We start from the raw sequence: 22,521 nt of genomic DNA on the forward strand, positions 1-22,521 counted from the left end.
AATTATGAGTCAAACCGGAGAATTATTGGTCTTTACACAGGAAACATGTCCGAACTGTGACGCCGCGAAGAAGAAGTTGAAGGACGCGGGTCTGGAGTATAAAGAAATCTGCATTGACACCGTTGATGGAAGGGCGGAGTTTGCCCTTCAGATCTCCGGAATCACTACTACGCCGGCATTCCTCTACGACGGCAGGGAGTACAATAAAGTAGAGGACATATTGAGCCAGCACGGCAAGTAAAATCAATTTGACAGAGCCGCTGAGTTTGTTTACATTCTTCGGGTCAATCTTTAGTAGTGGAGCAGTGAGTAAGGGGGGGGACCGTAATTACATTAAATGGTTTCCCTTTTTGTTTTTAGCCGATGCAAACATGCTTGAACCGTTCGCAAGGAGATAAACCTAGAGATGAAGAAGATGATACTCGGAGCGTTTCTGGTCTTTAGTATTGCATTTACACTTAACACTTCGAAGTGCTGGGCACAGGACGTAGACCCCAACCAGCTTTTTGGAATGCTCTGTGCACTCTGTCATGGTGTCGACGGTAAGCCCACAGAGCAGGGTATACAATTCGGTTCGCCGGATTTCACCAGTGCCGAATGGCAGGCCTCGAAGACCGACGAGGACCTGATAAAATCGATGACGGACGGCACCGATAACCAGAACTACGCCCCGGTAAAGCCATTTGTCCGGGACATGCTGGGAATTGACATAGACGTGACAGAATTCCTGCCGAAGGTCAGGAGTTTTGGAAGTAAGTAAGAGGTCTTAATGAGGTGGTTTCCGATTGTGAATTGACCAGGAGCCACCTCTTTTTTGTTCTGGTTTTATACACATTCAGTTTATAATCGTGGTTGTAGCGGCGGAGTTTACTCTGCGATCATGTAGGGGCTGGCCCCCGTGCCTGCCCTGGAAACAGTTAGTAGCTGCACACTAAAAGATGTTAGACATCCTTAAAGATTTGATTAAATACAGCACCGGTTCCCCTGCGGGAAAGGATATGGACGTCCGGCGGAGGGAATTCTTCAGAGAGACCCTTGCGCAGACGGCGGACGTCCTGGGCGAGGTCGTAAAGGAGATGTCGGCTGGTTTGCCGGAGAAAGGGTATCTGAGACCGCCGGGGGCCGTGGCAGAACAGGAGTTCCTATCGCTGTGCACCATTTGCGACGAGTGCATAAAGGTCTGTCCCCACTATGCCATAAGGGGCGCTGACGACATGGAGACCGGTCTACCGCTCGGCTCGCCCATAATAGAGCCGAGAAAACAACCGTGCATGCTCTGTGAGGATTTACCCTGCATAAAGGCCTGTAAAGAGGGTGCGCTGGTTATGCCCGCGAGACGCGAGGACGTGAGAATGGGCGTGGCGGTGGTTAACAGGGAGACCTGTATATCAGGCAACGTGCAGTTCTGCCAGTCCTGCGTAATAGCGTGCCCCTTCCCGGACGAGGCCATTACGATGAAGGACGGGAAACCCGTCATAAACAAAGAAAAATGCACTGGATGCGGGATCTGCGAACGCGCCTGCATGACCGTCAACTCCGCCTGCTCCATCAAGATAATCCCCGTCTAACCTTACCCCGCGCACCTGCGGGTGCCGATGTCTTCAATAGGCAACGACCTTTACGGTCGCTGAACCAGTTTTGGTGGGGTACATCTGGGCACACCATGAGGCTATTTCTTTGCGGATTTTTGGCCGAGGGTCCTGGACTTGGGGGTGGCACCCTCCACCGTTTCTATTAACCGCTGCTTAGTTCATCCATGTATTACGGGGGCAGTAAACATCTTACGCGGATATACCCTAAAAAAACCACGTTGACTTTTAAATGCGCAGTTTGTATATGCATGGATATATTATGTGTATGAGTGTATGTGCTTCTTGGCAGGGACGGTTGCACGTATATATACATACAGGACAAATTGGAGAGTAAGTCATGGGCAACGGTGAAGAGACGGTCAAGGAACTGGACATAAAGGTCAAGGATGAGAATGGATATGAAAGCGACGTCCATATCATGGTTGACGAGACGACGGACAGGGGAGAGATCAAGACAAGCGGTGGCGGCGCTTCACTTACAAACTTGAAAAAAGGCGCGGACGACAAGAGGATTGTCGGTGATACAAAGAAATTCTTCAAAAAATTTATAGTAACAATGAGCGTTGAGGATGGTGAGGAGGCCCCTGAGGTTCGAGTCGTTGCGAGGGATAAAAAAGGTGCGATCTGGAGGAATGACACGTATACGTTGACGCATGAAGACAAAGACCGCATGGTTGCCTGGATCAAAGGGCTGAAGGTTGACATACTGCCCTCAGAAGCGGGCGGTGTGGCTTGACACATGTGCGAGGGCCTGTTTGTGACGCGCCTATCAAAAACCACGTTCGGGCGACCCGTCGGGTCGCCCCTACTTCTTAGAAGACTTTCTACCCAGGGTCCTGGACTTGAGGGTGGCGGCCTCGACGGCCGATATTAAACTGGCCCTGAGCCCGCCCTTCTCCAGGGCTGAGAGCCCTTCAATTGTAGTCCCGCCGGGAGACATGACTATCTCTTTTATCTGTGCGGTGTTATAACCGCCGTCCAGTAGCATCTTCGAGGTGCCAAGCAGGGTCTGTGCGGCAAGCTGTACGGCGGTATCCCTGGGCAGCCCCATCTTCACCCCGCCGTCGGCAAGGGCCTCAATAATCATGGCGGCGTAGGCGGGGCCGCTGCCGCTCAGACCGGTCACGGCGTCCAGATATTTCTCATCCAGCCGGAACGCCCTTCCGGCCGAACCCAGTATCTCGCCGGTAATCTTCAGGTCTTCATCCGTAGCATTCTTACCGGGCACGTAGCACGAGGCCGCCTCGCCCACCATGCAGGCCACGTTGGGCATCACCCTTATCACCCTGGCGCCCGCCTTAAGACCTGCCTCAAGCGTGGACGTGGTAACCCCGGCCGCTATGGACACAACAAGGTGTTTATCGGGCAGTACGTTATCGCTTATCTGTTTTAGTACCGCCACCATGTCGGTAGGCTTTATTGCCAGGATGATAAGCGACGTGTTTTGTACTACCTCGGTATTGTCTTTCGCGACCCGGACGCCCAGTTCCTTCCCTGCGCCCGCGCACCGTTCTTTATCAATGTCGCAGATGTAGACATTTTTCGGTTTTGCAAGACCGGCCTTGAGTATGCCCTTGAGCAGCGCCGTCCCCATCTTGCCCGCGCCTATCAGCCCTATGCTTTTACCGAACATGTGAAACCTCAGGTATCATTTTACATCCACATCCATTCCCTGGGGCATCTTGATTTCTTTTGCGTAGTTCACCGTCCAGGCGGTGCGGTGGGTGACCACGTCAATGAGCGTGCTGGCCGAGGGCATCCCGGTGCCGCTCTTTTTCACCCCGCCGAACGGCAGGTGCACCTCCGCCCCTATGGTGGGAAGGTTCACATAACCCAGCCCATATTCACACCTGTCGCGCACCTCCCTGGCCTTTCTGAAATCCTCCGTGATGACCGAGCAGGAAAGACCGTAATCCACGTCGTTGTGAACCTCTATCGCCTCATCCAGGTCTTTTACGGGTATGATGCCCACGTGCGGGCCAAAGACCTCTTCTCTGAGGACCTTGCTCTTGTGATTATATCTCAACCTGTATACGAAGGGAGAGACGAAGCAGCCTTTATCATACTCCATCCCGGTCATCCTGCCGCCGTTAAGAAGTACGGCCGCGCCCTCATCCCTGGCAAGCTGGTTGTAGCGTAATACCTTTTCCAGCTGGCCCTCGTTTATCAAGGGTCCGGTGAAGACATTGGGGTCCATGGGGTCGCCGATACGTATTTTTTTCGACATCTTGACGAACTTCTTTTCAAATTCCTTTAGTCTTTTCTGGTGTACGATAATGCGGCCCGCGGCCGTGCAGCGCTGTCCGGAAGTTTTGTAGGCACTTGTCAAAGAAGCATTTACGGCGATGCCCATGTCGGCATCATCCAGGACGATGACGGCATTCTTACCGCCCATCTCGCAGGCACACATCCTATCGGGCAACTCGGCACAGACCTTACGTATCCGCTGTCCAACCTCCGAAGAACCCGTAAAGAGGAGCACACGAACGTCTGGATGACGCACCAGCGGCATACCACACTCCTCGCCGCTACCATAGATTATGTTTATTACACCCGGCGGCAGTCCTGCCTCTACGATACATTCCGCCATTTTCTGTGCCGTGCACGGTGAGTCCTTGGACGGCTTGAATACAACCGTGTTCCCCTCCGCCAGAGACGGCGCGATAAGCCAGAAGGGTATCGCAAGGGGAAAGTTCCAGGGAGTGATTACACCTATCACACCCTTGGGCTTTCTTCTCATAAAGGCGTCTTTTTCAGCTATCTCAGAGGACACCACGTCCCCGAAGGGCATACGCACCGTGCCGAATACGTACTGCACCATATGTATCGCCTCGACGACGTCCGCCCTTGCCTCGTTTATGCCCTTACCCATCTCCCTGGTGATAATCTTAGAGATGGCCTCTTTCTCTCTCTTCAGTATCTGGACCAGGCTGTCAAGGTATTCACCCCTGCGGATGCGGGAAAGAGACCTCCAGGCAGGAAAGGCGCGTCTGGCGGCCTCGACGGCGTTCTTTACCTCATCTTCACCTGATTGAGGCAGTACCCCTACCACCTCCTGGAGATTGGAAGGGTTTTTCTTTTCTAATTTCTTGCCCGCAGGCTCTATGAACTGTCCGTCTATATAGTTCTTACACTGTATCACTTGTCTAATCCCCCGCTTACAAGTGCATGTCTTAAAATGGCCTTGTCCACAACTTTGGAATATCATATAAAAAGGGTAAGAAAATGACCAGCGTAAAGTAGTCACGGTGTTTACAGCATGCGGTGGGGATTCCGGCAGGTAACATTATTGTAAAAAAGGAATTGGTCCGGCAGACATGAAGGTACTTGGTATAGAGACGTCGGGGTTGGTCGGCAGCGTGGCCCTTTGTGAAGATTCGGGTGTGCTTGCGGAGAGGAGTTTTGAGAAGGGCATGCGCCACGGGAAGGCGCTCGTTCCCTCACTTGAAAGTGTGTTCAGGGAGCTGTCGCTTGAGCCGGAAAAAATTGACCTGATAGCGGTAAGCCACGGTCCCGGTTCGTATACGGGGCTGAGGGTGGGGGTCACGTGCGCGAAGGTTTTGGCCCATACGCTTGGAAAGCCGCTGGTGGCCGTTCCTACACTGGATGTACTCGCAGAAAATGCCCCGCCGGAAGCGGTGACGGCCTGTCCGGTGCTGGACGCAAGGAGAGAGCGGGTGTACGCGTGCATCTATAGACGTACACGAGATTTATGGCAACCGTCATCCGGGCCGAGGGTCATTGAACCGCAGGAACTGATGGATATATTACCCCGCCCCGCCCTGCTGTTTGGAGACGGCACGGTTAAATATAAAGAACTCTTCACTGCGGACGGGATAACCTTTGGCAGCGATGAAATGGGCGTGGCAAGGGCACGCATAGTCGCCCGCCTGGGTAAAAGGATTTTTGATGAAGGAGGGAAGACTATCGACCCGTACAAGCTTGAGCCGCTCTACATGAGAATCCCCGAGGCAGAGGAGAAACTGGCAGCACGCCGGAAGCAGGCCGGAGAGAAAAAAATGTAGCGTGGTCCACCTCTGGCAGACTTTCAGCCTTCAGCGAGAATCGGACGCTACACAAGAAGATTTATCTTTGCCAACAGGAGAATGGCAAAACATCGTGGTTTAAATCGTGGGCCATACTGGTGGGTTAGTCTTCAGGTTTTTGATTTAGTTTCCGTAAGCACCACTACGTTGTTGTTGCGGACCTCCATAAACCCGCCTTCAAGTTCAAGTTCGACTGTCTTATCTCCGGGCTCTTTTATCTTGAACTTGCCCTGGTTAAGCCAGGTAAGCAACGGGGCATGGTCGTGCAGTATTCCCATAGAGCCTTCCACCCCCTCGGCTACCACGCTCACAACGTCGCCCTCATACTGTATTCCGGTCGGTGAAATCACGTCCAGCCTGAAAGTGTTCTCGCCCGTCATGCCGTCTCCTCCACGGCCATACCTTTAGCATTTTCCACAACGTCCTCTATGGTCCCCACCATGTAGAAGGCCTGTTCGGGGAGGTCGTCGTGCTTTCCTTCTACTACTTCTTTGAAACTTCTGATGGTGTCTTGTAAGGGCACGTACTTGCCCTTCATCCCGGTGAATTGCTCTGCGACGAAGAACGGTTGCGAGAGGAATTTCTGCACCCTCCGGGCCCTGTTGACCAGCAACTTATCCTCCTCGGTAAGCTCCTCCATACCCAGGATGGCTATAAAGTCCTGGAGCTCTTTATTCCTCTGCAGGATTCTCTGTACCTCTCTTGCCACAAAGTAATGCTCTTCGCCCAAGATCTTCGGGTCAAGTATCCTTGAAGTAGAACGCAGCGGGTCTACCGCGGGATAAATCCCAAGTTCGGCAATCTGCCGCGAGAGCCATATCGTTGAGTCCAGGTGGGGGAACGTGGCTACGGGCGCCGGGTCGGTAAAATCGTCCGCAGGCACGTAGATAGCCTGCATAGAGGTTATGGAGCCCTTCTTGGTCGAGGTGATTCTCTCCTGCAGGTCTCCCATCTCCGAGGCCAGGGTTGGCTGATAACCCACCGCGGAGGGCATACGGCCGAGCAGGGCCGAAACCTCCGAACCGGCCTGCACGAAACGAAAGATGTTGTCGATAAATAGAAGCACGTCCTGTCCCTCCGCGTCCCTGAAATACTCGGCCATCGTGAGAGCCGTCAGCGCAACCCTCAGACGCGCGCCCGGTGGTTCGTTCATCTGGCCGAATACAAGGCAGGTCTTCTCTATCACACCCGATTCCTTCATCTCAAGCCAGAGATCGTTTCCTTCCCTGGTCCTCTCGCCCACGCCGGCAAAGGTGGAGACTCCGCCGTGCTCCGTGGCGATGTTCCTGATGAGTTCCATGATGAGCACCGTCTTGCCCACCCCCGCGCCACCAAACATACCGACCTTTCCGCCTTTGGCGAAAGGTGCCAGCAGGTCTACAACTTTAAGCCCCGTCTCGAAGAGGTTGGTTGTCGTCTCCCTGTCGTCAAAAGGGGGCGGTTCACGATGTATAGGGAGTTTCTTCTTGGCTTTTACCTCGCCGGCGTTATCTATGGGCTCCCCCAGGAGGTTGAATAACCTGCCAAGTGTTTCCTTGCCTACCGGCACACTTATGGGGCCCCCCGTATCGTCCGCCTCCATTCCCCTTACGAGCCCGTCGGTGGTGGCCAGTGAAACACACCTTACCGTGTCATTGCCCACGTGCTGCGCTACCTCCAGGGTCAGGTCTATACCTTTCTCCGCATTTTTAATCTTAACGGCGTCATGTATAGCCGGAAGGTTTTTCGGCGTGAATCTTATATCAACCACGGGGCCGATAATCTGTTCAATAGTTCCTTTATTACTCAACTTTTCTAACCTCCTGTTCTAACAAATGGCTCTATTGAAGGCTTTGGTGCCGTTTACTGCCTCTAAGTCGTTTCGGCGCAATTCTCTCGCGCCCATTTCAAATTGTATTTTATCTGTGTGCAAGGGCCTCTGAACCCGAAACTATCTCAAGAAGCTCCCTGGTAATGGCCTCCTGACGCGCCCTATTGTAAGAGCGTGAAAGCTCGTCTATCATCTCTTCGGCGTTCTCTGAGGCGGAAATCATCGCCACTCTCCTGGCCCCAAACTCCGACGCCAGCGATTCAAATATCGCACAGCGGAGAATGGACTCCACGTATTTCGGGAAAAGTTTTGAGAGAATTTCCTCGGGCAACGGTTCGAAGATGTAGTCGGTAGTCGATGCGACCTTTATTGTCTCTTCCGAAGCCACTGTCTCCACTGGGAGCAATTGCAGCGAAGTAGGCCGCCCGCGCATTATTGTTACGAATTTGGTGAAAAATATCTGAATCTGGTCGCACTTGCCTGCTTCGTACTCTTCAATAAACTGCCCGGCAAGTTCACTTATCTGCTCTTCACTTATCTTTTCCACGTTGCCAGGGATGTTCTTTTCTATATTATACTGTCTTCTACGGAAGAAGTTCTGGCCCTTTTTACCGATAAGCACAAGCCTCACGTCTTTATCCCGGTTCTGCCTCGAAAACCTCACGGCATGCTGGATGATATTAGTGTTATAGGCCCCGCATAATCCCTTGTCAGACGTTACAAGAAGAACCTTTATTGTCTTGACGTCTCTGGGTTTCAGCAGGTGGTGCGACCTTCCGACAGATGTAGCGGCGAGGTAGTTTATAAGAGCCACCATCTTGTCATTGTACGGTCTTGAGGCAACGACGCGGGCCTCGGCCTTTCTCAAACGGCTTGCGGCCACCATTTCCATGGCGCGGGTTATCTGCTGGATGTTGGTAACGCCGCGTATACGCTGTTTTATTTCGCGCGTTCCCTGCACCGTCTATTTACCTCCCGTAAATTCGGTCTTAATTTCCTCGATGGCCTTCGTGAGCCTGTGGGCAAGGTCACCGCTAATCTTCTTCTTTTCTTTTATTTCTTCTTCCACGGCAGGGTATTTTTCAGACATGAACTTGTGGAATTTGCCTTCAAATTCCTTTATCTTTTCCACGTCGATATCACTCAGATAACCGTTTACACCGGCAAATATAATCATTACCTGTTTCTCTACTGGCACCGGCTCGTACTGCGGCTGTTTAAGAATCTCCACCAGGCGCTTTCCTTTTTCGAGCTGGTCCTGTGTGGACTTGTCGAGATCGGAGCCGAACTGTGCGAAGGCCGCCAGTTCCCGGTACTGGGCCATCGTCAGCCTGAGCATACCGGCCACCTTTTTCATGGCGGGAGTCTGCGCGTTGCCTCCCACCCGGGACACCGAAAGCCCTACGCTGATGGCCGGGCGGACGCCGGAATAGAAAAGGTCGCTTTCGAGGTATATCTGTCCGTCGGTTATGGAGATTACGTTTGTCGGGATGTATGCGGAATAGTCGCCACCCTGAGTCTCTACCACGGGCAGCGCTGTCAGCGAGCCACCGCCGAGTTCCTCATTCAGCTTGGCGGCACGCTCGAGCAGACGTGAATGGATATTGAACACATCGCCGGGGAAGGCCTCGCGGCCCGGCGGGCGCCTGAGAAGAAGCGACACCTCACGGTATGCAAGGGCGTGTTTGTACAGGTCATCGTACATTATAAGGGCGTGCTGGCCCTTGTCCCTGAAAAACTCTCCCATGGCGCATCCCGCGTAGGGCGCGATATACAGAAGCGGCGCGGGATCACTGGCCGAGGCCACCACAATGGTGGTGTATTCCATCGCGCCGTATTCTTCGAGGGTCTTCATTATGTCAAGGACAGTGGACATCTTCTGGCCGATGGCGACATATATACAGTAGACGTCCGTGTCTTTCTGATTGATTATGGTGTCCACCAGGATGGCGGTCTTTCCGGTCTGCCGGTCGCCTATTATCAGTTCCCTCTGTCCCCTGCCGATGGGAATCATCGCGTCGATGGGCTTTATACCGGTCTGCAGTGGTTCCTTTACCGGCATTCTCTCTACCACGCTTGGCGCGCGGGCCTCGACTGGCATGAATTTGTCGGCGGCGATGGCGCCTTTACCGTCTATGGGCTGGCCCAGGGCGTTCACGGCCCTTCCCAGAAGCGCTTCACCAACGGGCACCTGCACTATCTTGCCCGTCGTCTTTACCACGTCTCCTTCCTTTACGTTCTCGTCCGAACCCAGGAGTATCGCCCCCACGTTATCCTCTTCCAGGTTGAGCGCAACGCCATATAACCCCTCAGAGAATTCCAACAGTTCGCCTGCCATACAGTCGTCGAGACCATAAATCCTCGCTACCCCATCACCCACCTGGAGCACCGTGCCTACGGTCTCCATCTGCAGCTTCTCTTCGTATCCCTCTATCTCCTTCTTAAGTATTGAGGCTACTTCGTCAGGTTTTAACGCCATGGAAAAACACTCCTATCCTTAGAGAATACCAATATTTCGTATAAGAAATGGGTGTGGGCCGCTCAAGTCAGCTAATACCCACCTCTACCAGTCTCCTTCTCAAATTCTTAAGACGGGAGGCTACACTCCCGTCAATCACCCTGTTGCCGATTCTAACGACTACTCCGCCAAGTATTTCGGGGGCCACCTGTGTCTCTATCTCAACTTCCTTCTGTGCCATGTCCTCAAGGGCCTTCTTAAGCCGGGCATGTTTCTCCTCTGTTAGAGGTATGGCGGTTCTTATGACGGCCCTGCTCCTGCCGCCTACCAGATCGGCCACCGCCTGGTACTCTTCGAGCAGGTCACTCAATATACTCTCCCGCCTCTTCGACACGATTAACAGCAAGAAGTTTCTGACCAGGGGGCTTATGTATGGAGCAAAGACACTTTTGACGAGCCTCGCCTTCTCGTCCCTTGTAACAGAAGGGTGGAGTAAGATCTTCTTCAGGTCGGCATTTTCCCTGAAAAGCCTGGAGACGGTTTCCAGGTTATTTGCGGCCTCCTGGAGCTGGCCCTTTGATTTGGCAAGCTCAAAAAGTGCCTGAAGATATCCGGTGGCGAGTGTCTTGTCTATCACTTAAGGCCCTCCACCTCTCCTATAAACTCATCAACCAATTGTTCGGCCTTGTCCTTGCCTACACTCTCCTTTACAAGCTTTTGGGTGGCAAGCATAGAAAGGTTTACCACCTGGTTACGAATTTCCGCGGTCGCCTTTTTTCTCTCCAGCGCAAGCGTCTCGTCAGCCTTTAGTTTTATCGCCTCGGCCTCCCGGTGGCTCCTCTCGACTATTTCCGCACTCAGGGCCTTGGCCTCTTTTACGGCAGCCGTGAGCTTCTTCTCGGCCTCTTCTTCGGCCTCGGTTACCTTCCGCTCATATTCCGCCTTCAGGTTTGCGGCCTCTTTATTGTGTTGCTCCGACTTGTCGTAGGTATCCTGAACCTCCTTCTTCCTGGCCTCTATAAAGGCAAGGAGCTTATTAAAGAGGTACCTCTTGAGGAGATAGAGGACGATCAAGAAACCGACGGCCTGTACTATAACTAATTTAAAATCAACGTGTAAGGCCCGAAAGAATTCCAGCAAGGTTGTCCTCCTTCTACCTCGTACCCTGTTTGACTAACTCAAGGAGAACATCGGGCGCAGGTAGTTTTCCTAAGAAGATGAAAGAGATTACCAGGGAATATATGGTAAGAGACTCGATAAAGGCCAGACCTATAAACATCGTTAACTGGAAGCGGCTCATCAATTCCGGCTGTCTGGCCATGGCATTCAGGGCTCCTGCCACTGTGAGACCCATGCCCGCGCCGCAACCACCTGCCGCTACAGCCACTAAAGCAATAGCAAGCACTAATCCTGCATAATATATCATCCCAAATCTCTCCTTTTTTTTAATGCTCTTCCAGGGCGCCCATAGCACCCGCTATATAGAAACAGGCCAGCACCGCAAAGATACCTGCCTGGAGTGTAGCCAACAGAAGGTCCAGAAGTGAAGCCGGGATTTGCAACGGGATAGGGATGTAACCAAAAATAAAAGGGGAAAACCCTATGCCAATGGCCAGGATGGTATGCTCTCCCGTTAAATTCCCAAAAAGACGAAGGGAAAGGGTCAGCGGCCGGGCAACAAACTCCTGCACCAGGTGGATAGGAAGCAGCATGGGGGCCAGCCACCTGGGCTCTCCCAGAAAATGTTTACAATAGCCTATCGGCCCTTTATGCTTAAGCCCGTAATAATGGGTAAGAAGAAAGACTATCATGGTTAATGCCAGGGTAGTGTTATAGTCGGCGGTGGGGGAGTGAAACAGGGGAATCTGGCCCATAAGATTCATCACCCAGATGTAGATGAATAACGTCCCTATAAAGGCCACAAAAGGCCCGCCGGCCTTACCCATCTGGTCCCTGACAAAGTCGTCCAGGCCTTCCACTGTCAGCTCAAGCAGGGCTTGTTGCGACCCGGGTATTTTCTTGAGATTACTTGTAACCCGGTAGCAGAAAACCACCAGAAAGGTGATTGCCACCCCGGACATTACCACAGGCATCCACTGGTGGAGAGTGAGGCCCAGGAGTGTCTGGTCCATGTCCAGACCCAGAAGGTCCAGGAAGGTCGGTAATTCTACAACCCCCCCCCCTTCAGCCTTGTGTGCCACGCCTGTATCCTCCTCCTCCTAAATCTTTATGGTCTACTCTGACAGACCCTTTTAGATAGCTTACAAGAACCATTCCTGCCAGCTTCAAAACAATCACCATCGGCACCAGGCCAATTCCCGCCAGAAAGGCCTCAGGAACGATCGGTAAGTAGTTGAAGATAAGATAAAAAACCCCTACCAGAGAAATGTATTTGAGGATGCTTACCCATAGGAAGAAACGTTTGGCCCCCTCTCTGTCTCTTGAAGACAGGCGAAGTATTGTCCACCAAAGAATGCCACCTAGAACAACACTCATACCCGACCCCAGGGCCAGACTGAGTGTCAAGGGAAAGGACTGCAGGGAGGTAGAGCACAAGACCATTACCACCGCTAGCACCAAAGATGTGTTAAAGACTCTCCTGGGAAAACCTTCGTCCAGATGGAATTCTTTCATCTCTTCTTCTCAGACACCAATTTCTTTATTGTCCTGTAGAACTCTAAAAAACCGCCCACAATCCCCAGCAGGAGAAATACCATCAACAGATACGGAGAAGTGCCTAGATAAGAATCTAAAAAGCTTCCTACCAGGTAACCGCCTACAACTGAACCTACCATAAAGAAACCTAGACCGGCCGTCCTGCTAAAGAGGCGAACCGAGTCTTTGCCGTTTTCAGGCATAAGCGGAAAATCCTATCACAATGACTAGCGATTTAAAAGCGAAATTTCTTCTTCTCCTCATTAGTTCTCTTCGGCTTGATCCTCACATATGAGGCTCCCGGTCTCAGTCCTTCGTGGAGGAAAACGCGATGATAGCCCTTACTGTGTGTCGGTTAACCCTTGATAAACAATCAATAATGTTCAAGTATAATGGAGATGCCTTGGGTATGCACACCCCGGATATGATCCTGTCTTCGTGTTCTATAGCGTACTCATCGCCAAGCTCATTAAGGCGCAGCCCTTCTTCCATCACGCACTTTACAATGACGGGATTCCCGGTCAGAAGTGCATCCCCTGCATTGGTGAGGACCTTACGGGTATTCTCAAAGAGATATTTTAGTTCCAGGACCGCCTTGTTGGTGAAGAGGATATCCTCCTTTATCTTATTTCTAACGAGAGGCAGCATGCCCTTCAAGCCCTCTCCGACCAGTTGGAGCTGACCTGCCGCTGCAACAAGTTCCTTTAGTTGCTCTTTTCCCTCTTTGGCTTCACCAGAAATTCCGACCAGAAAATCTGTTAGTTCCTTTGCATCCTTGTTTATCTCATCTCCAAGCTCTTCAGCGCGCTTTAGCTTTACCTCGCTGTGATGTACGAACCCATCTATCGTGACGTTCAGCATCCTCTCTGCCTTAAAACATATCGCACTAAGCCTCTGAGAAGCTTTTTCCAGTTCGCCCTCGTTTACTTCAGATTCCATGTCACAAACCCCGTCATAAACCCTTCATTGCCTGGCGGCCTGCCTCGATTGTGGCCTCTATGTCCGAATCGCTGTGGGCGGCAGATACAAAAGCGGCCTCAAACTGGGAAGGTGCCAGATATACGCCCCTTTCCAGCATCCCGTTAAAGTAGCTGGCGTAACGCTTTGTGTCGGAACTCGTTGCCGTCTTGTAATCATAAACGCCATCTGCAGTGTCCGTAAAAAAGACACACAGCATGGAACCCACCCTTGTATGATACGTCTTGACCCCTGCATCACGTGCTGATTTCTCAAGCCCGTCCGCCAGCTTTTGTGATTTCTCTTCAAGCTGCTTATATATATACCCGCCTTTATCCTTTAGTCTTTTCAGGGTGGCTATACCGGCGCTCATGGCCACCGGATTTCCAGACAGGGTTCCGGCCTGGTAAACGGGGCCAAGCGGGGCTATCTGGTCCATTATGTCCGCCCTGCCGCCATAGGCACCCACCGGCAGGCCGCCACCTATTATCTTCCCTAACGTAGTAAGGTCCGGTTTTACGCCAAAGAGCTCCTGCGCGCCGCCCGCCGATACGCGAAAACCCGTCATAACCTCATCAAATATCAAGACGATACCGTGCCGGTTTGTAATCTCGCGCAACTTCTCCAGATAACCGGGCCTGGGAGGTACAACGCCCATGTTTCCAGCCACCGGTTCCAGGATTATACATGCGACCTCTTTGCCGCGTTCCCTGCAGAATTCACCAACCGTCTCGCTGTCGTTAAAAGGGAGAATGGCCGTGCTATCAGTATAACCCTTGGGTATGCCAGGACTTGTAGGCACCCCTAACGTGGTCGCCCCGGACCCTGCTTTGATTAACAGGCCGTCGACATGACCGTGGTAACAGCCTTCAAATTTTATGACCAAATCGCGCCCGGTAAACCCCCTGGCAAGCCGGACGGCACTCATCGTGGCCTCTGTACCGGAGTTTACCATCCTTACTTTATCAATGGACGGCACTAATTCCTTTATGAGTTCTGCCAGCCGGGTCTCCAACTCCGTAGGTGCCCCAAAGCTTGAGCCTCTTTTCACGGCGTCATTAACCTCTTTTGTTACCTGCGGGTCGGCATGGCCAAGGATTAGAGGTCCCCAGGAGCACACATAGTCTATGTATTCATTGCCGTCTATGTCTTTTATATGGGACCCTGAACCGGATTGTATGAAAACCGGGTGGCCCCCGACAGGCCCAAAGGCCCTTACGGGGCTGTTGACACCGCCGGGTATGTGCTTTGAAGCCTCACTGAAGGCCGCATCAGACCTGCTGGTGTTCAAGTTCTTGGTTACAGGCGGCACGGTGGTTTCTCCATAAACAGGGCAGAAACCGCAATTTTACAGGGTGTAAGGATTTTGTCAAGAACTTTAGATTTACGGGAGAACCGCGCTCACACGACAATAAAACGAAGATTCTTCTGCGATTTAAGCGTTCAGGACGCCTTTAAGATTGCTATTGACAATGCCGTTGAGGCTGTGGTATATGTTAGTTTCTTAAAGGGGCTGGGGCTTATTTTATCATTGTCTGTCGCTTTGTCCGATTTGGCATCTTACATAGCACTATAAGGAGGGGAGTTTTGAACGTAGAAGAGATTGAAAAGGAAGTGACGTCCATTGTTGCGGAAGTAACGGAGCTAGAGAGGGACGAGATTTGGAACAAGAGAGACGCCAATTTCTTTAAGGAACTAGAGATAGACTCCCTTTTAGCCCTGGAGATATTAGCGCTTATTGAAAAGAAGTTCAAGATTCAAATACCAGAAGAAAAGTTGGTAGATATAACATCTTTGACCGCTACCATTAACATGACCAAAGATGTGCTGGCCGAGAGCGGAAGGCTGCAGGAAGCTTAGGCCCAAGAGGCTTGGCCAGAGGGGCCTACAAGACCATGGATTTCGAGGAGGTAAAGAAGCTCGTCCCGCAAAGGTATCCCTTCCTATTCATAGATAAAGTTGTTGAATTAGAGGAGGGGAAGAGAATCGTCTGCCTCAAAAATGTTTCTGCGAACGAACCTTTCTTCGTCGGACACTTTCCGGAATACGCCATAATGCCCGGCGTCCTTACCTTGGAAGCCCTGGCCCAGGCATCCATAATACTCTTCAAAAAAAGCTTCAAGCAGGACGACAGCCCGGACGCGGTCTTCCTGCTGGCCTCCGCAAAAGTAACCTTTGTAAAGCCTGTCTTCCCCGGGGATCAACTATACCTGGAGATAGACATAGAAAAGGTTATCTCTAATGCCGCCATTGTGAGTGGCATCGCAAGGGTCGGGGAAAACACAGTCGCCAAGACCACTTTGACCTTCGCGACGGCCGATAAAACTTCACTTGGTAAAGGTCGGGAGTAGCATGAACACGCGTATAGTTATCACCGGTATAGGTGCGATAACTCCTATCGGTTCAACCAAGGATGGCGCGTTTTGGGATGCGGTAGTTTCGGGCAAATCCGGTGTTAGCGATGTTACGTGCTTTGACACGTCCCAGCATAAGGTCCACAAGGGCTGTGAGGTGAAGGACTTTGACTATCACGACTATACGGATAACGGCTCGGTCGGGAAAACAGGGAGGGGGTCTCAGCTTGCAGTGGCAGCCACCAAGCTGGCGCTTGAGGATTCAGGACTGAAACTGGACGAGGTAGACCCCGAGAGGATAGGTGTCTCTGTCGGGACGACCGGCGGTGAGATACAAATACTCGAAAGAATAGACCACCTCAGACACGAAAAGGAAGAGAGCCAGATAGACAGGCAGCTCTTTCTGCTGCACCCGTGCAATAATATACCCGCCAACATAGCCCGGGCATTCGGGTTTAAAGGCCCCAACACCATAATACCTACCGCATGCGCGGCGGGCAATTATGCAATCGGTTATGCCTGTGACCTCATAAAGATGGGGAGGGTGGATTTTATGTTTGCTGGCGGTTCCGACCCGTTTTCAAAGGTCGCTTTTACGGGTTTCAGCCGCCTGGCCGCGGTGGCACCGGACGTATGTCGTCCCTTCGACAAGAACCGCAAAGGGATGTTGATTGGAGAGGGCGCGGGTATGCTGCTGCTGGAGTCGCTCGACGGTGCGCGGGCAAGGGGGGCCGACATTTATGCGGAGATTATAGGCTACGGTCTGAGTTGCGATGGCTACCACATCACCATTCCCCATCCTGAGGGCCTCGGCGTAATCTCTTGCGTTAAAAAGGCCCTTCAAGACGCACGGATTAACCCTGAGGACGTGCAGTACATAAGCGCCCACGGCACGGGTACTGTCGCAAACGATAAAGCTGAAACCATTTCCATAAAAAAGGTCTTCGGTGAACATGCCGGGAACCTCATGGTGAGTTCTATAAAATCCATGATGGGTCACACTATGGGCGCCGCAAGTGCAATAGAGACGATTGCTTGTGCGCTGATAGTCAAAGAGGATAAAGTCCCGCCAACCATAAACTACGAGACGAAGGACCCTGAATGCGACCTGGACTATGTACCCAACGTTTCAAGAGAGCGCCGCGTAGACATCGCCCTTAATACCGCGTACGCCTTTGGTGGTAATAACAGTTGCCTGGTGGTCAAGAAGTTTCTTAATTAAATCACCAACAGGAAGGTTGAGTTATAATAATTCTCATCCAACCGTTTTTTCGTCTTTGACCGCTTTGAGACAAACAGACAGATGGAAGAAAGAGTAGTAGTTACAGGTATAAGCATTATAAGCCCGCTCGGCGTGGGCAAGGACAGCTTCTGGGAAAACCTGCAGAACGGTGTCTCCGGCATAAGACCCGTAACCCTTTTTGAAGTGGACGGGTGCAGTTCCAAGAATGCCGGCGAAATACCGGACTTCGACCCCAGCAAGTTCCTGGGCAAGAAGGGTATCCGGCACTTTGACAGGACGTCGCTGCTGGTAACCGCAGCCTCAAGTCTCTGCGTCGAGGATGCCGCCGTCAAAGGCGTATATGAAGAGGACGACATGGGCATCGTCCTCGGTTCGACCTTTGGAAGTATCGACAGCATAAGCAATTTTGACATGGACTCTCTTAACGAGGGGCCTAATTACGTCAACCCGATGGCCTTCCCCAACACGGTCTTAAACGCTCCCGCCAGCCGTGCCTCAATATTCTGTCAGGCCAAGGGGCTTAATTCCACCATATCCACGGGTGAATCCAGCGGCGTGGACGCTATTATGTGCGCATCCGACTTCCTCAGGCTCGGCAGGGTAAAGGCCGTGCTGACTGGCGGTGCGCACGGACTTACGCGGGAAATATTCCACTCTTCCAGCAAGGCCGGTGTGCTGTCGGGGAGCAAGAATACCGGCGGCAATGAGATTTGTGCTCCTTTCGATAAGAGACGCAACGGCATAGTTTTGGGCGAGGGTGTGGCCATGCTGCTGCTTGAATGTCTGGAGAATGCGCAGGCAAGAAATGCGAAGATATACGCCGAGATTAAGGGCTATGGCACCAGCTTTAACCCCGGCTGGGACAATAGCGGAGACATGGGCGGCGGTATGAGGGCCAATTCCCTGGCGCTCGCCAGCGCCGGACTCAAGCCGGAAGATATTTGCCTGATATACGCCAACGCCAATTCAAGCGTAAACGGTGACCGGATGGAGACCGTCGTTATAAAGGAATCCTTCGGCGACCTCGCAAAGAATATACCCGTAAGCGCGATAAAGTCCATGACCGGAGATTGCCTGGATGCATCAGGGGCGATGCAATGCGTGGCGTCCGTCATGTCAATCAACACGGGAATTATCCCTCCTACAATCAATTACAAAGAGTCAGACCCCGGCTGCGACCTGGACTACGTGCCAAACAAAAAGAGGCAGGCACAGATAGACAACGTGCTCGTGGAATCGTTCTCCTATACGGGCAACTGCTCTGCCCTGGTAATGTCCAAATACTCCTAGAAATGGCGGACAACGGCCTTTCTATAAAAAAGAGTGAACTCCGGAGTAAATACGACGTTATCGTAATCGGTGCGGGTATCGGGGGGCTCGTCGCGGGCGCCTTCCTCGCCAAAAGCGGAAAGAACACACTGGTAGTAGAACAGCACAACATCCCCGGCGGCTACTGCACGTCGTTTAAACGGGGCGGGTTCATCTTTGATTCCGCCGTTCACCACATCGGGGGTTGCAGTAAGTACAGTATAGTGGGCAGGTGCCTGAAGGAATTAGGGATAGATATGGAATTCTACAGGCTCGACCCCATGGACACCCTCACCTTCCCCTCGTTCTCCATAGACATACCGGCGGACATCGAGACCTACAAGTCCTCCCTGCAACAGAGATACCCGGCCGAGAAGGAAAACGTGTCCAGGTTCTTCAGTGAATTCATAAAACTCTACCGGGCGATAATAAACGAATCTGAGAAGAGCCCGACACTCGAAAAGTACAGGGGGCGTACTTATCAGGCCATGCTGGACGACTTCTTCGATGACACGGAGCTGAAGACCGCGCTGGCGGGGCAGTGGGGGTATCTTGGCACGCCCGCGCGCGAGCTTTCAAGCGTCGGCATGTGCCAGATGCTGGTAAACTATCTCAGAGACGGCGCCTTCTATCCCAAGGGCGGCACTCAAAACTTTGCAGACGCCTTCGCACGATGCATAAGAGACTCAGGCGGAGACCTGCTCCTGTCTTCAAAGGTGGAAGAGATACTACTCAAGGGCAACCGTGTGGCCGGGGTAAAGCTGGACGGGGGTGACAGGGAGATTGGGGCGGAGCATATCGTCTCAAATATTGACGCGGGACAGACGTTTTTTGAACTGATAAAGGAAGAGGTTGACCCCGTCTATCTTGAAAGAATGAGAGGGATGAGAGAAAGCCCTTCATATTTCCTCCTGTATCTCGGCCTTGACCCTGAGGTTGACCTGAGTAGATTCAAAAGAGGCTTTTATCACAGCCCTGACGACCAGTGGAAGTATATATCGGCCCCGACAAACGTGGACAAATCCCTGGCCACAAAACTCCGGCAGGAGATAACCGTAGTAGCCACGCTGGATGAAAAGTACGACCAGATTGAGGACTGGAAGGGCTTGAAAGATAGGTTGACCAGGTGTACAATAAGTTACCTTGAAGATCTTGTGCCAAACCTTAACAGGCACATCGAGGTAGTGGAGGCGGCCACACCAAAGACCCTCTGGCGGTACACGCTCAACTCAAAGGGGGCCGCGTACGGGTGGGCCGTCACGCTTGAGCAGTCCGGACCGGACAGGCTTGGCAATAAAACACCGGTAGGGGGTTTATATCTGGCCGGACATTGGACAAACCCGGGACCAGGCGTCTGCGCCGTTGTGTCCTCGGGTTGGCGCGTGGCAAACATGATATTGAGAAACGGGAGATAAAGGTTATGAAGAAGATAATGCTGGTAAACCCTCATCCTCCAGGCCGTCACGGTGAGGAGAGCATAAGCGTGATAGTCCAGATGCCCCTGAATCTGGCCTACATCGCCGCCCTCACGCCGGGCGACGATTGGGAGTTCGATGTAGTTGACGAAAACCTCGAGCTTGCAATGGATGAGAATGGAGAGGACATAACCTTTGACCCGCCGGATATAGTCGCGCTTACCGCGCTCACCTATCAGGCTCCCAGGGCATACCAGATAGCCCGGGCCGCCAAGAAACACGGCTGTACCACAATAATGGGCGGCATCCACGCCTCCGTGTGTGCGGAAGAGACCCTGCAGTACGTGGACACGGTCGTAACCGGAGAGGCGGAGAACGTCTGGCCGCAGGTGATAAAGGACTTTGAGAACGGAAAGTTGCAGAGACGCTACGACGGCGGACTCCCCAACCTCTCAGTACTCAAAAATATATATCCCGATAGAGAACTTCTGAAGAAAAAGTACGGCTACAAGTTCTCTTCTATAATAACTACTAAAGGCTGTCCCAACCGCTGCGATTTCTGCAGCGTGCCCACCTTCCAGGGCCAGAAGTTCCGGGAGAGACCGTACGAAGACGTGCTCGACGAGATGGCGGCTACGGACTATAAGGGGCTGATGTTTGCTGAGGACAACTTCTACGGCCACAGCGACGCCTCCGCGCGGCGCGCCAAACACCTCTTCCAGGGCATGATTGACAGGGGCCTGAAGAAGGACTGGCTCGGCTTTACCGCCCTCAACATCTCTCATGACGCCGAGGCCCTCGACCTGATGGCAAAGTCCGGCAACTTCGGTTTTCTCGTCGGCATAGAAAGCACCAACGAAGAGGTGTTGAAGAAAATGGGTAAGCGGGTGAATTTGAGACTTGGGACCACTAATTATAAAGAATGTATAAGGAAGATACATGATGCGGGTCTCCTCGTCTGGGCCTCGGTGGTATTCGGCGCCGACGGCGATGGCAAGGATTCGTTCAAGAAGATGGTGGATTTCGTACACGACAGCAAGGTGGACATACTGACCTACGGCCTTGACTGCCCGTTCCCCAAGACGCCGCTCTTCTACAGGCTCGATTCAGAGAAACGGCTCTTCCGGAGAAATCTGCCGGAGGACTGGGTATATTACGAGACCGCCCATATGGTCCACAGGTTCGTTGACATGACCCTGGACGATTTCGTGGACGGCATGCAGTACGTCTACGACCACGTATACGCGGGTGACAACGTCCGCAAGAGGTTCAGGACAACCATACAGGAGACCGGCAACCCCCGCAACTCCATGTTCGCCCTCAGGGTGGGTCAGGACTGGGACCAAGTCTTTTTGCAGGTTTTGGACAACCTGCACGAACTCCAGGAATCCGGCGATTATTATAAAGACACCTACACCACGCAGGAAAAGACCATCTCCATCCCCGCGTAGTATCGCTGCATATTATCAGACCAACAAATAATGTAGGGGCACGGCAATGCCGCGCCCCTTTGTTTTATCTATTCCTCAACAATTATGCGTACGAGATTCTTCGCTGCCCCTTCGCTACGCTCAGGGCTTCGGCTCAGAATGACAACTCGTGGCGTGGTAGACAACGAGGTTTACCTCGTTGATCAACGACCATATCGAAGACTCGCCATGTTGTTGGGCGAGAAGGCCGTTGTTTACCAACTACGTTACATTACGCCTGAAAAATCTTTTTATGTAGCGTGGTAGCTCGCTGCCACGTTCTACGTTGGAGCAAGCTCCAACGCTACATCGATTGTATATGGCCCCATAAATGGGGCAACTACAGTTGAAAGCCGCAGGGCTAAAGCCCTGCGGCACCCATAGATTAGGTAGGGGGCGGGGTGACCCCGACCCTACAGTGAATTATAACGTGGAGGGCAGCCATAAGGCCTGCCCCTACAAACTATTTGGGCAGGGGAGCGCCGCACCAGGCGCAGAATGTCCACGTGGCGGAGACCTCCTCCCCACACTTCGCACATGGAGGGGCATTCACCATCGCGTCGAACGGGGTGTGCCACGTGAAGACCGCCTTCTCGTACGGGCCGTCGGCATTAAGCACCAGGGTCAGCTTGGATTTCTTGTGTGTGTCAATTACAGGCTCGCCCTTTTTATCCTTGTTCGGGAATATCAGGACGTGCATGTTGGCGCCGCCGGCGTCGCCCTCCGAGGCCAGTATAGTCTTCATTGCCGCAACGGTCGCCGCAACCATGGGGGGCGGGTCGTCTACGGGCCGGATTTTAGAGCCGTCCGGCGCCAGCAGCACCGCTCTTTTCCGGACTTCGCTTTCACCCGCATACATAGAGGAGCCGTCGGGCTGCATGATGCTGCTCTGGATGACCATGGTGATGTACGGCTTAAGGAACCCCATGTCCTGTTCTATGACGTCCCTTGGCTGACGGGTATCGGTAAGACTTGCCTCCACGTAGAAATCGAACGGCATCCACATGGCAAGCTGTGTAACGTCACCCAGTATCTCTACTTTCAGTATCTCGGTAACAAAGCTGCCGAGGTCGGCATTTGGCTTCGCGCCGGCTCCCTGCTGGGCAGCCAGGGTCTGGGGGAACGCGGCGACACAGAACAGAACCGCGGCCATAAAAAGAATCCTTGGGGTCTTCACGGTGCTCTCCTTTCAAAAACGTATTACCTTCATGTCT

Annotated in this window: 26 protein-coding genes; 11 read left to right on the top strand and 15 right to left on the bottom strand. The window is 52.6% G+C overall.

The genetic code is table 11. The features are described from left to right. Window positions 1–4: 4 nt before the first annotated feature. From NOU37_01695 to NOU37_01710, 4 genes are all read left to right on the top strand, one after another. Window positions 5–241 (top strand): glutaredoxin, encoded by a 237-nt coding sequence (locus NOU37_01695; GenBank protein MCQ4573946.1) that lies wholly within the window; start codon window positions 5–7, stop codon window positions 239–241. Between the two features lie 165 nt (window positions 242–406). Continuing rightward, window positions 407–760 (top strand): cytochrome c, encoded by a 354-nt coding sequence (locus NOU37_01700; protein ID MCQ4573947.1) that lies wholly within the window; start codon window positions 407–409, stop codon window positions 758–760. Between the two features lie 178 nt (window positions 761–938). After that, window positions 939–1,568 carry a 4Fe-4S dicluster domain-containing protein gene (locus NOU37_01705; GenBank protein MCQ4573948.1) on the top strand — a complete coding sequence of 210 codons (630 nt, stop codon included), beginning with the start codon at window positions 939–941 and terminating at the stop codon, window positions 1,566–1,568. Between the two features lie 361 nt (window positions 1,569–1,929). Beyond that, window positions 1,930–2,328, top strand: a complete 399-nt coding sequence (locus tag NOU37_01710) for a hypothetical protein (GenBank protein ID MCQ4573949.1) — start codon at window positions 1,930–1,932, stop codon at window positions 2,326–2,328. 69 nt (window positions 2,329–2,397) lie between these two features. On the opposite strand, the gene proC is transcribed toward NOU37_01710, so the two are convergent. Together proC and NOU37_01720 are read right to left on the bottom strand one after the other, a co-directional pair. After that, complete coding sequence (gene proC / locus NOU37_01715) at window positions 2,398–3,225, bottom strand: pyrroline-5-carboxylate reductase (protein ID MCQ4573950.1); 828 nt, start codon at window positions 3,223–3,225, stop codon at window positions 2,398–2,400. A gap of 15 nt (window positions 3,226–3,240) precedes the next feature. Then, on the bottom strand, window positions 3,241–4,734 hold the full coding sequence (locus NOU37_01720) for an aldehyde dehydrogenase family protein (GenBank protein MCQ4573951.1): 1,494 nt from the start codon (window positions 4,732–4,734) through the stop codon (window positions 3,241–3,243). A 175-nt stretch (window positions 4,735–4,909) separates the two neighbouring features. On the opposite strand from NOU37_01720, the gene tsaB reads away from it, so the two are divergent. Further along, complete coding sequence (gene tsaB, locus NOU37_01725; GenBank protein MCQ4573952.1) at window positions 4,910–5,617, top strand: tRNA (adenosine(37)-N6)-threonylcarbamoyltransferase complex dimerization subunit type 1 TsaB; 708 nt, start codon at window positions 4,910–4,912, stop codon at window positions 5,615–5,617. Window positions 5,618–5,748: 131 nt separating this feature from the next. Here tsaB and atpC read toward each other — a convergent pair whose 3' ends face one another. From atpC to hemL, 12 genes are all read right to left on the bottom strand, one after another. Then, window positions 5,749–6,018, bottom strand: coding sequence for an ATP synthase F1 subunit epsilon (gene atpC / locus NOU37_01730; protein MCQ4573953.1), 270 nt, complete (start codon window positions 6,016–6,018; stop codon window positions 5,749–5,751). After that, window positions 6,015–7,427 carry a F0F1 ATP synthase subunit beta gene (gene atpD, locus NOU37_01735; protein ID MCQ4573954.1) on the bottom strand — a complete coding sequence of 471 codons (1,413 nt, stop codon included), beginning with the start codon at window positions 7,425–7,427 and terminating at the stop codon, window positions 6,015–6,017. Before atpD ends, atpC begins: the two co-directional genes overlap by 4 nt. A 109-nt stretch (window positions 7,428–7,536) precedes the next feature. Continuing rightward, a complete protein-coding gene (gene atpG, locus NOU37_01740; protein ID MCQ4573955.1) occupies window positions 7,537–8,409 on the bottom strand; it encodes an ATP synthase F1 subunit gamma in 873 nt (290 codons plus the stop codon). Window positions 8,410–8,412: 3 nt separating this feature from the next. Beyond that, the gene (atpA, locus tag NOU37_01745; GenBank protein MCQ4573956.1) at window positions 8,413–9,927 is read right to left on the bottom strand and encodes a F0F1 ATP synthase subunit alpha; all 1,515 of its coding nucleotides are present in this window, start codon (window positions 9,925–9,927) and stop codon (window positions 8,413–8,415) included. A gap of 67 nt (window positions 9,928–9,994) precedes the next feature. Continuing rightward, the gene (gene atpH / locus NOU37_01750; protein ID MCQ4573957.1) at window positions 9,995–10,543 is read right to left on the bottom strand and encodes an ATP synthase F1 subunit delta; all 549 of its coding nucleotides are present in this window, start codon (window positions 10,541–10,543) and stop codon (window positions 9,995–9,997) included. After that, a complete protein-coding gene (gene atpF, locus NOU37_01755) occupies window positions 10,540–11,046 on the bottom strand; it encodes a F0F1 ATP synthase subunit B (GenBank protein MCQ4573958.1) in 507 nt (168 codons plus the stop codon). Before atpF ends, atpH begins: the two co-directional genes overlap by 4 nt. A gap of 13 nt (window positions 11,047–11,059) precedes the next feature. Next, window positions 11,060–11,332 carry an ATP synthase F0 subunit C gene (gene atpE, locus NOU37_01760; protein MCQ4573959.1) on the bottom strand — a complete coding sequence of 91 codons (273 nt, stop codon included), beginning with the start codon at window positions 11,330–11,332 and terminating at the stop codon, window positions 11,060–11,062. Window positions 11,333–11,351: 19 nt separating this feature from the next. Further along, the gene (gene atpB, locus NOU37_01765; protein ID MCQ4573960.1) at window positions 11,352–12,107 is read right to left on the bottom strand and encodes a F0F1 ATP synthase subunit A; all 756 of its coding nucleotides are present in this window, start codon (window positions 12,105–12,107) and stop codon (window positions 11,352–11,354) included. Further along, on the bottom strand, window positions 12,091–12,540 hold the full coding sequence (locus NOU37_01770; protein ID MCQ4573961.1) for an ATP synthase subunit I: 450 nt from the start codon (window positions 12,538–12,540) through the stop codon (window positions 12,091–12,093). Before NOU37_01770 ends, atpB begins: the two co-directional genes overlap by 17 nt. Then, window positions 12,537–12,764 carry an AtpZ/AtpI family protein gene (locus tag NOU37_01775; protein MCQ4573962.1) on the bottom strand — a complete coding sequence of 76 codons (228 nt, stop codon included), beginning with the start codon at window positions 12,762–12,764 and terminating at the stop codon, window positions 12,537–12,539. Before NOU37_01775 ends, NOU37_01770 begins: the two co-directional genes overlap by 4 nt. Window positions 12,765–12,867: 103 nt before the next feature. Further along, window positions 12,868–13,500, bottom strand: a complete 633-nt coding sequence (locus tag NOU37_01780) for a hypothetical protein (GenBank protein ID MCQ4573963.1) — start codon at window positions 13,498–13,500, stop codon at window positions 12,868–12,870. A gap of 13 nt (window positions 13,501–13,513) precedes the next feature. Next, window positions 13,514–14,830, bottom strand: a complete 1,317-nt coding sequence (hemL, locus tag NOU37_01785; protein ID MCQ4573964.1) for a glutamate-1-semialdehyde 2,1-aminomutase — start codon at window positions 14,828–14,830, stop codon at window positions 13,514–13,516. Between the two features lie 275 nt (window positions 14,831–15,105). Between hemL and NOU37_01790 the strand changes: the two genes are divergently transcribed. The 6 genes from NOU37_01790 (at window position 15,106) to NOU37_01815 (ending at window position 21,289) form a co-directional block, all read left to right on the top strand. Beyond that, complete coding sequence (locus NOU37_01790) at window positions 15,106–15,378, top strand: phosphopantetheine-binding protein (protein ID MCQ4573965.1); 273 nt, start codon at window positions 15,106–15,108, stop codon at window positions 15,376–15,378. 11 nt (window positions 15,379–15,389) lie between these two features. Further along, window positions 15,390–15,869, top strand: a complete 480-nt coding sequence (fabZ, locus tag NOU37_01795; GenBank protein MCQ4573966.1) for a 3-hydroxyacyl-ACP dehydratase FabZ — start codon at window positions 15,390–15,392, stop codon at window positions 15,867–15,869. 1 nt (window position 15,870) lies between these two features. After that, window positions 15,871–17,094 (top strand): beta-ketoacyl-[acyl-carrier-protein] synthase family protein, encoded by a 1,224-nt coding sequence (locus NOU37_01800; GenBank protein ID MCQ4573967.1) that lies wholly within the window; start codon window positions 15,871–15,873, stop codon window positions 17,092–17,094. An 81-nt stretch (window positions 17,095–17,175) separates the two neighbouring features. After that, window positions 17,176–18,405, top strand: coding sequence for a beta-ketoacyl-[acyl-carrier-protein] synthase family protein (locus NOU37_01805; GenBank protein MCQ4573968.1), 1,230 nt, complete (start codon window positions 17,176–17,178; stop codon window positions 18,403–18,405). A 2-nt stretch (window positions 18,406–18,407) separates the two neighbouring features. Continuing rightward, a complete protein-coding gene (locus NOU37_01810) occupies window positions 18,408–19,838 on the top strand; it encodes an NAD(P)/FAD-dependent oxidoreductase (GenBank protein ID MCQ4573969.1) in 1,431 nt (476 codons plus the stop codon). Window positions 19,839–19,843: 5 nt separating this feature from the next. After that, window positions 19,844–21,289: a B12-binding domain-containing radical SAM protein gene (locus NOU37_01815; protein ID MCQ4573970.1), complete on the top strand. Its 1,446-nt coding sequence runs from the start codon at window positions 19,844–19,846 to the stop codon at window positions 21,287–21,289. A 481-nt stretch (window positions 21,290–21,770) separates the two neighbouring features. On the opposite strand, the gene NOU37_01820 is transcribed toward NOU37_01815, so the two are convergent. Then, the gene (locus NOU37_01820; GenBank protein ID MCQ4573971.1) at window positions 21,771–22,484 is read right to left on the bottom strand and encodes a zinc ribbon domain-containing protein; all 714 of its coding nucleotides are present in this window, start codon (window positions 22,482–22,484) and stop codon (window positions 21,771–21,773) included. Window positions 22,485–22,521 lie beyond the last annotated feature (37 nt).

Origin of the sequence: Candidatus Bathyanammoxibius amoris (assembly GCA_024451685.1) — a bacterium.
GTDB classification, from domain to species: Bacteria; Planctomycetota; Brocadiia; order Brocadiales; family Bathyanammoxibiaceae; genus Bathyanammoxibius; species Bathyanammoxibius amoris.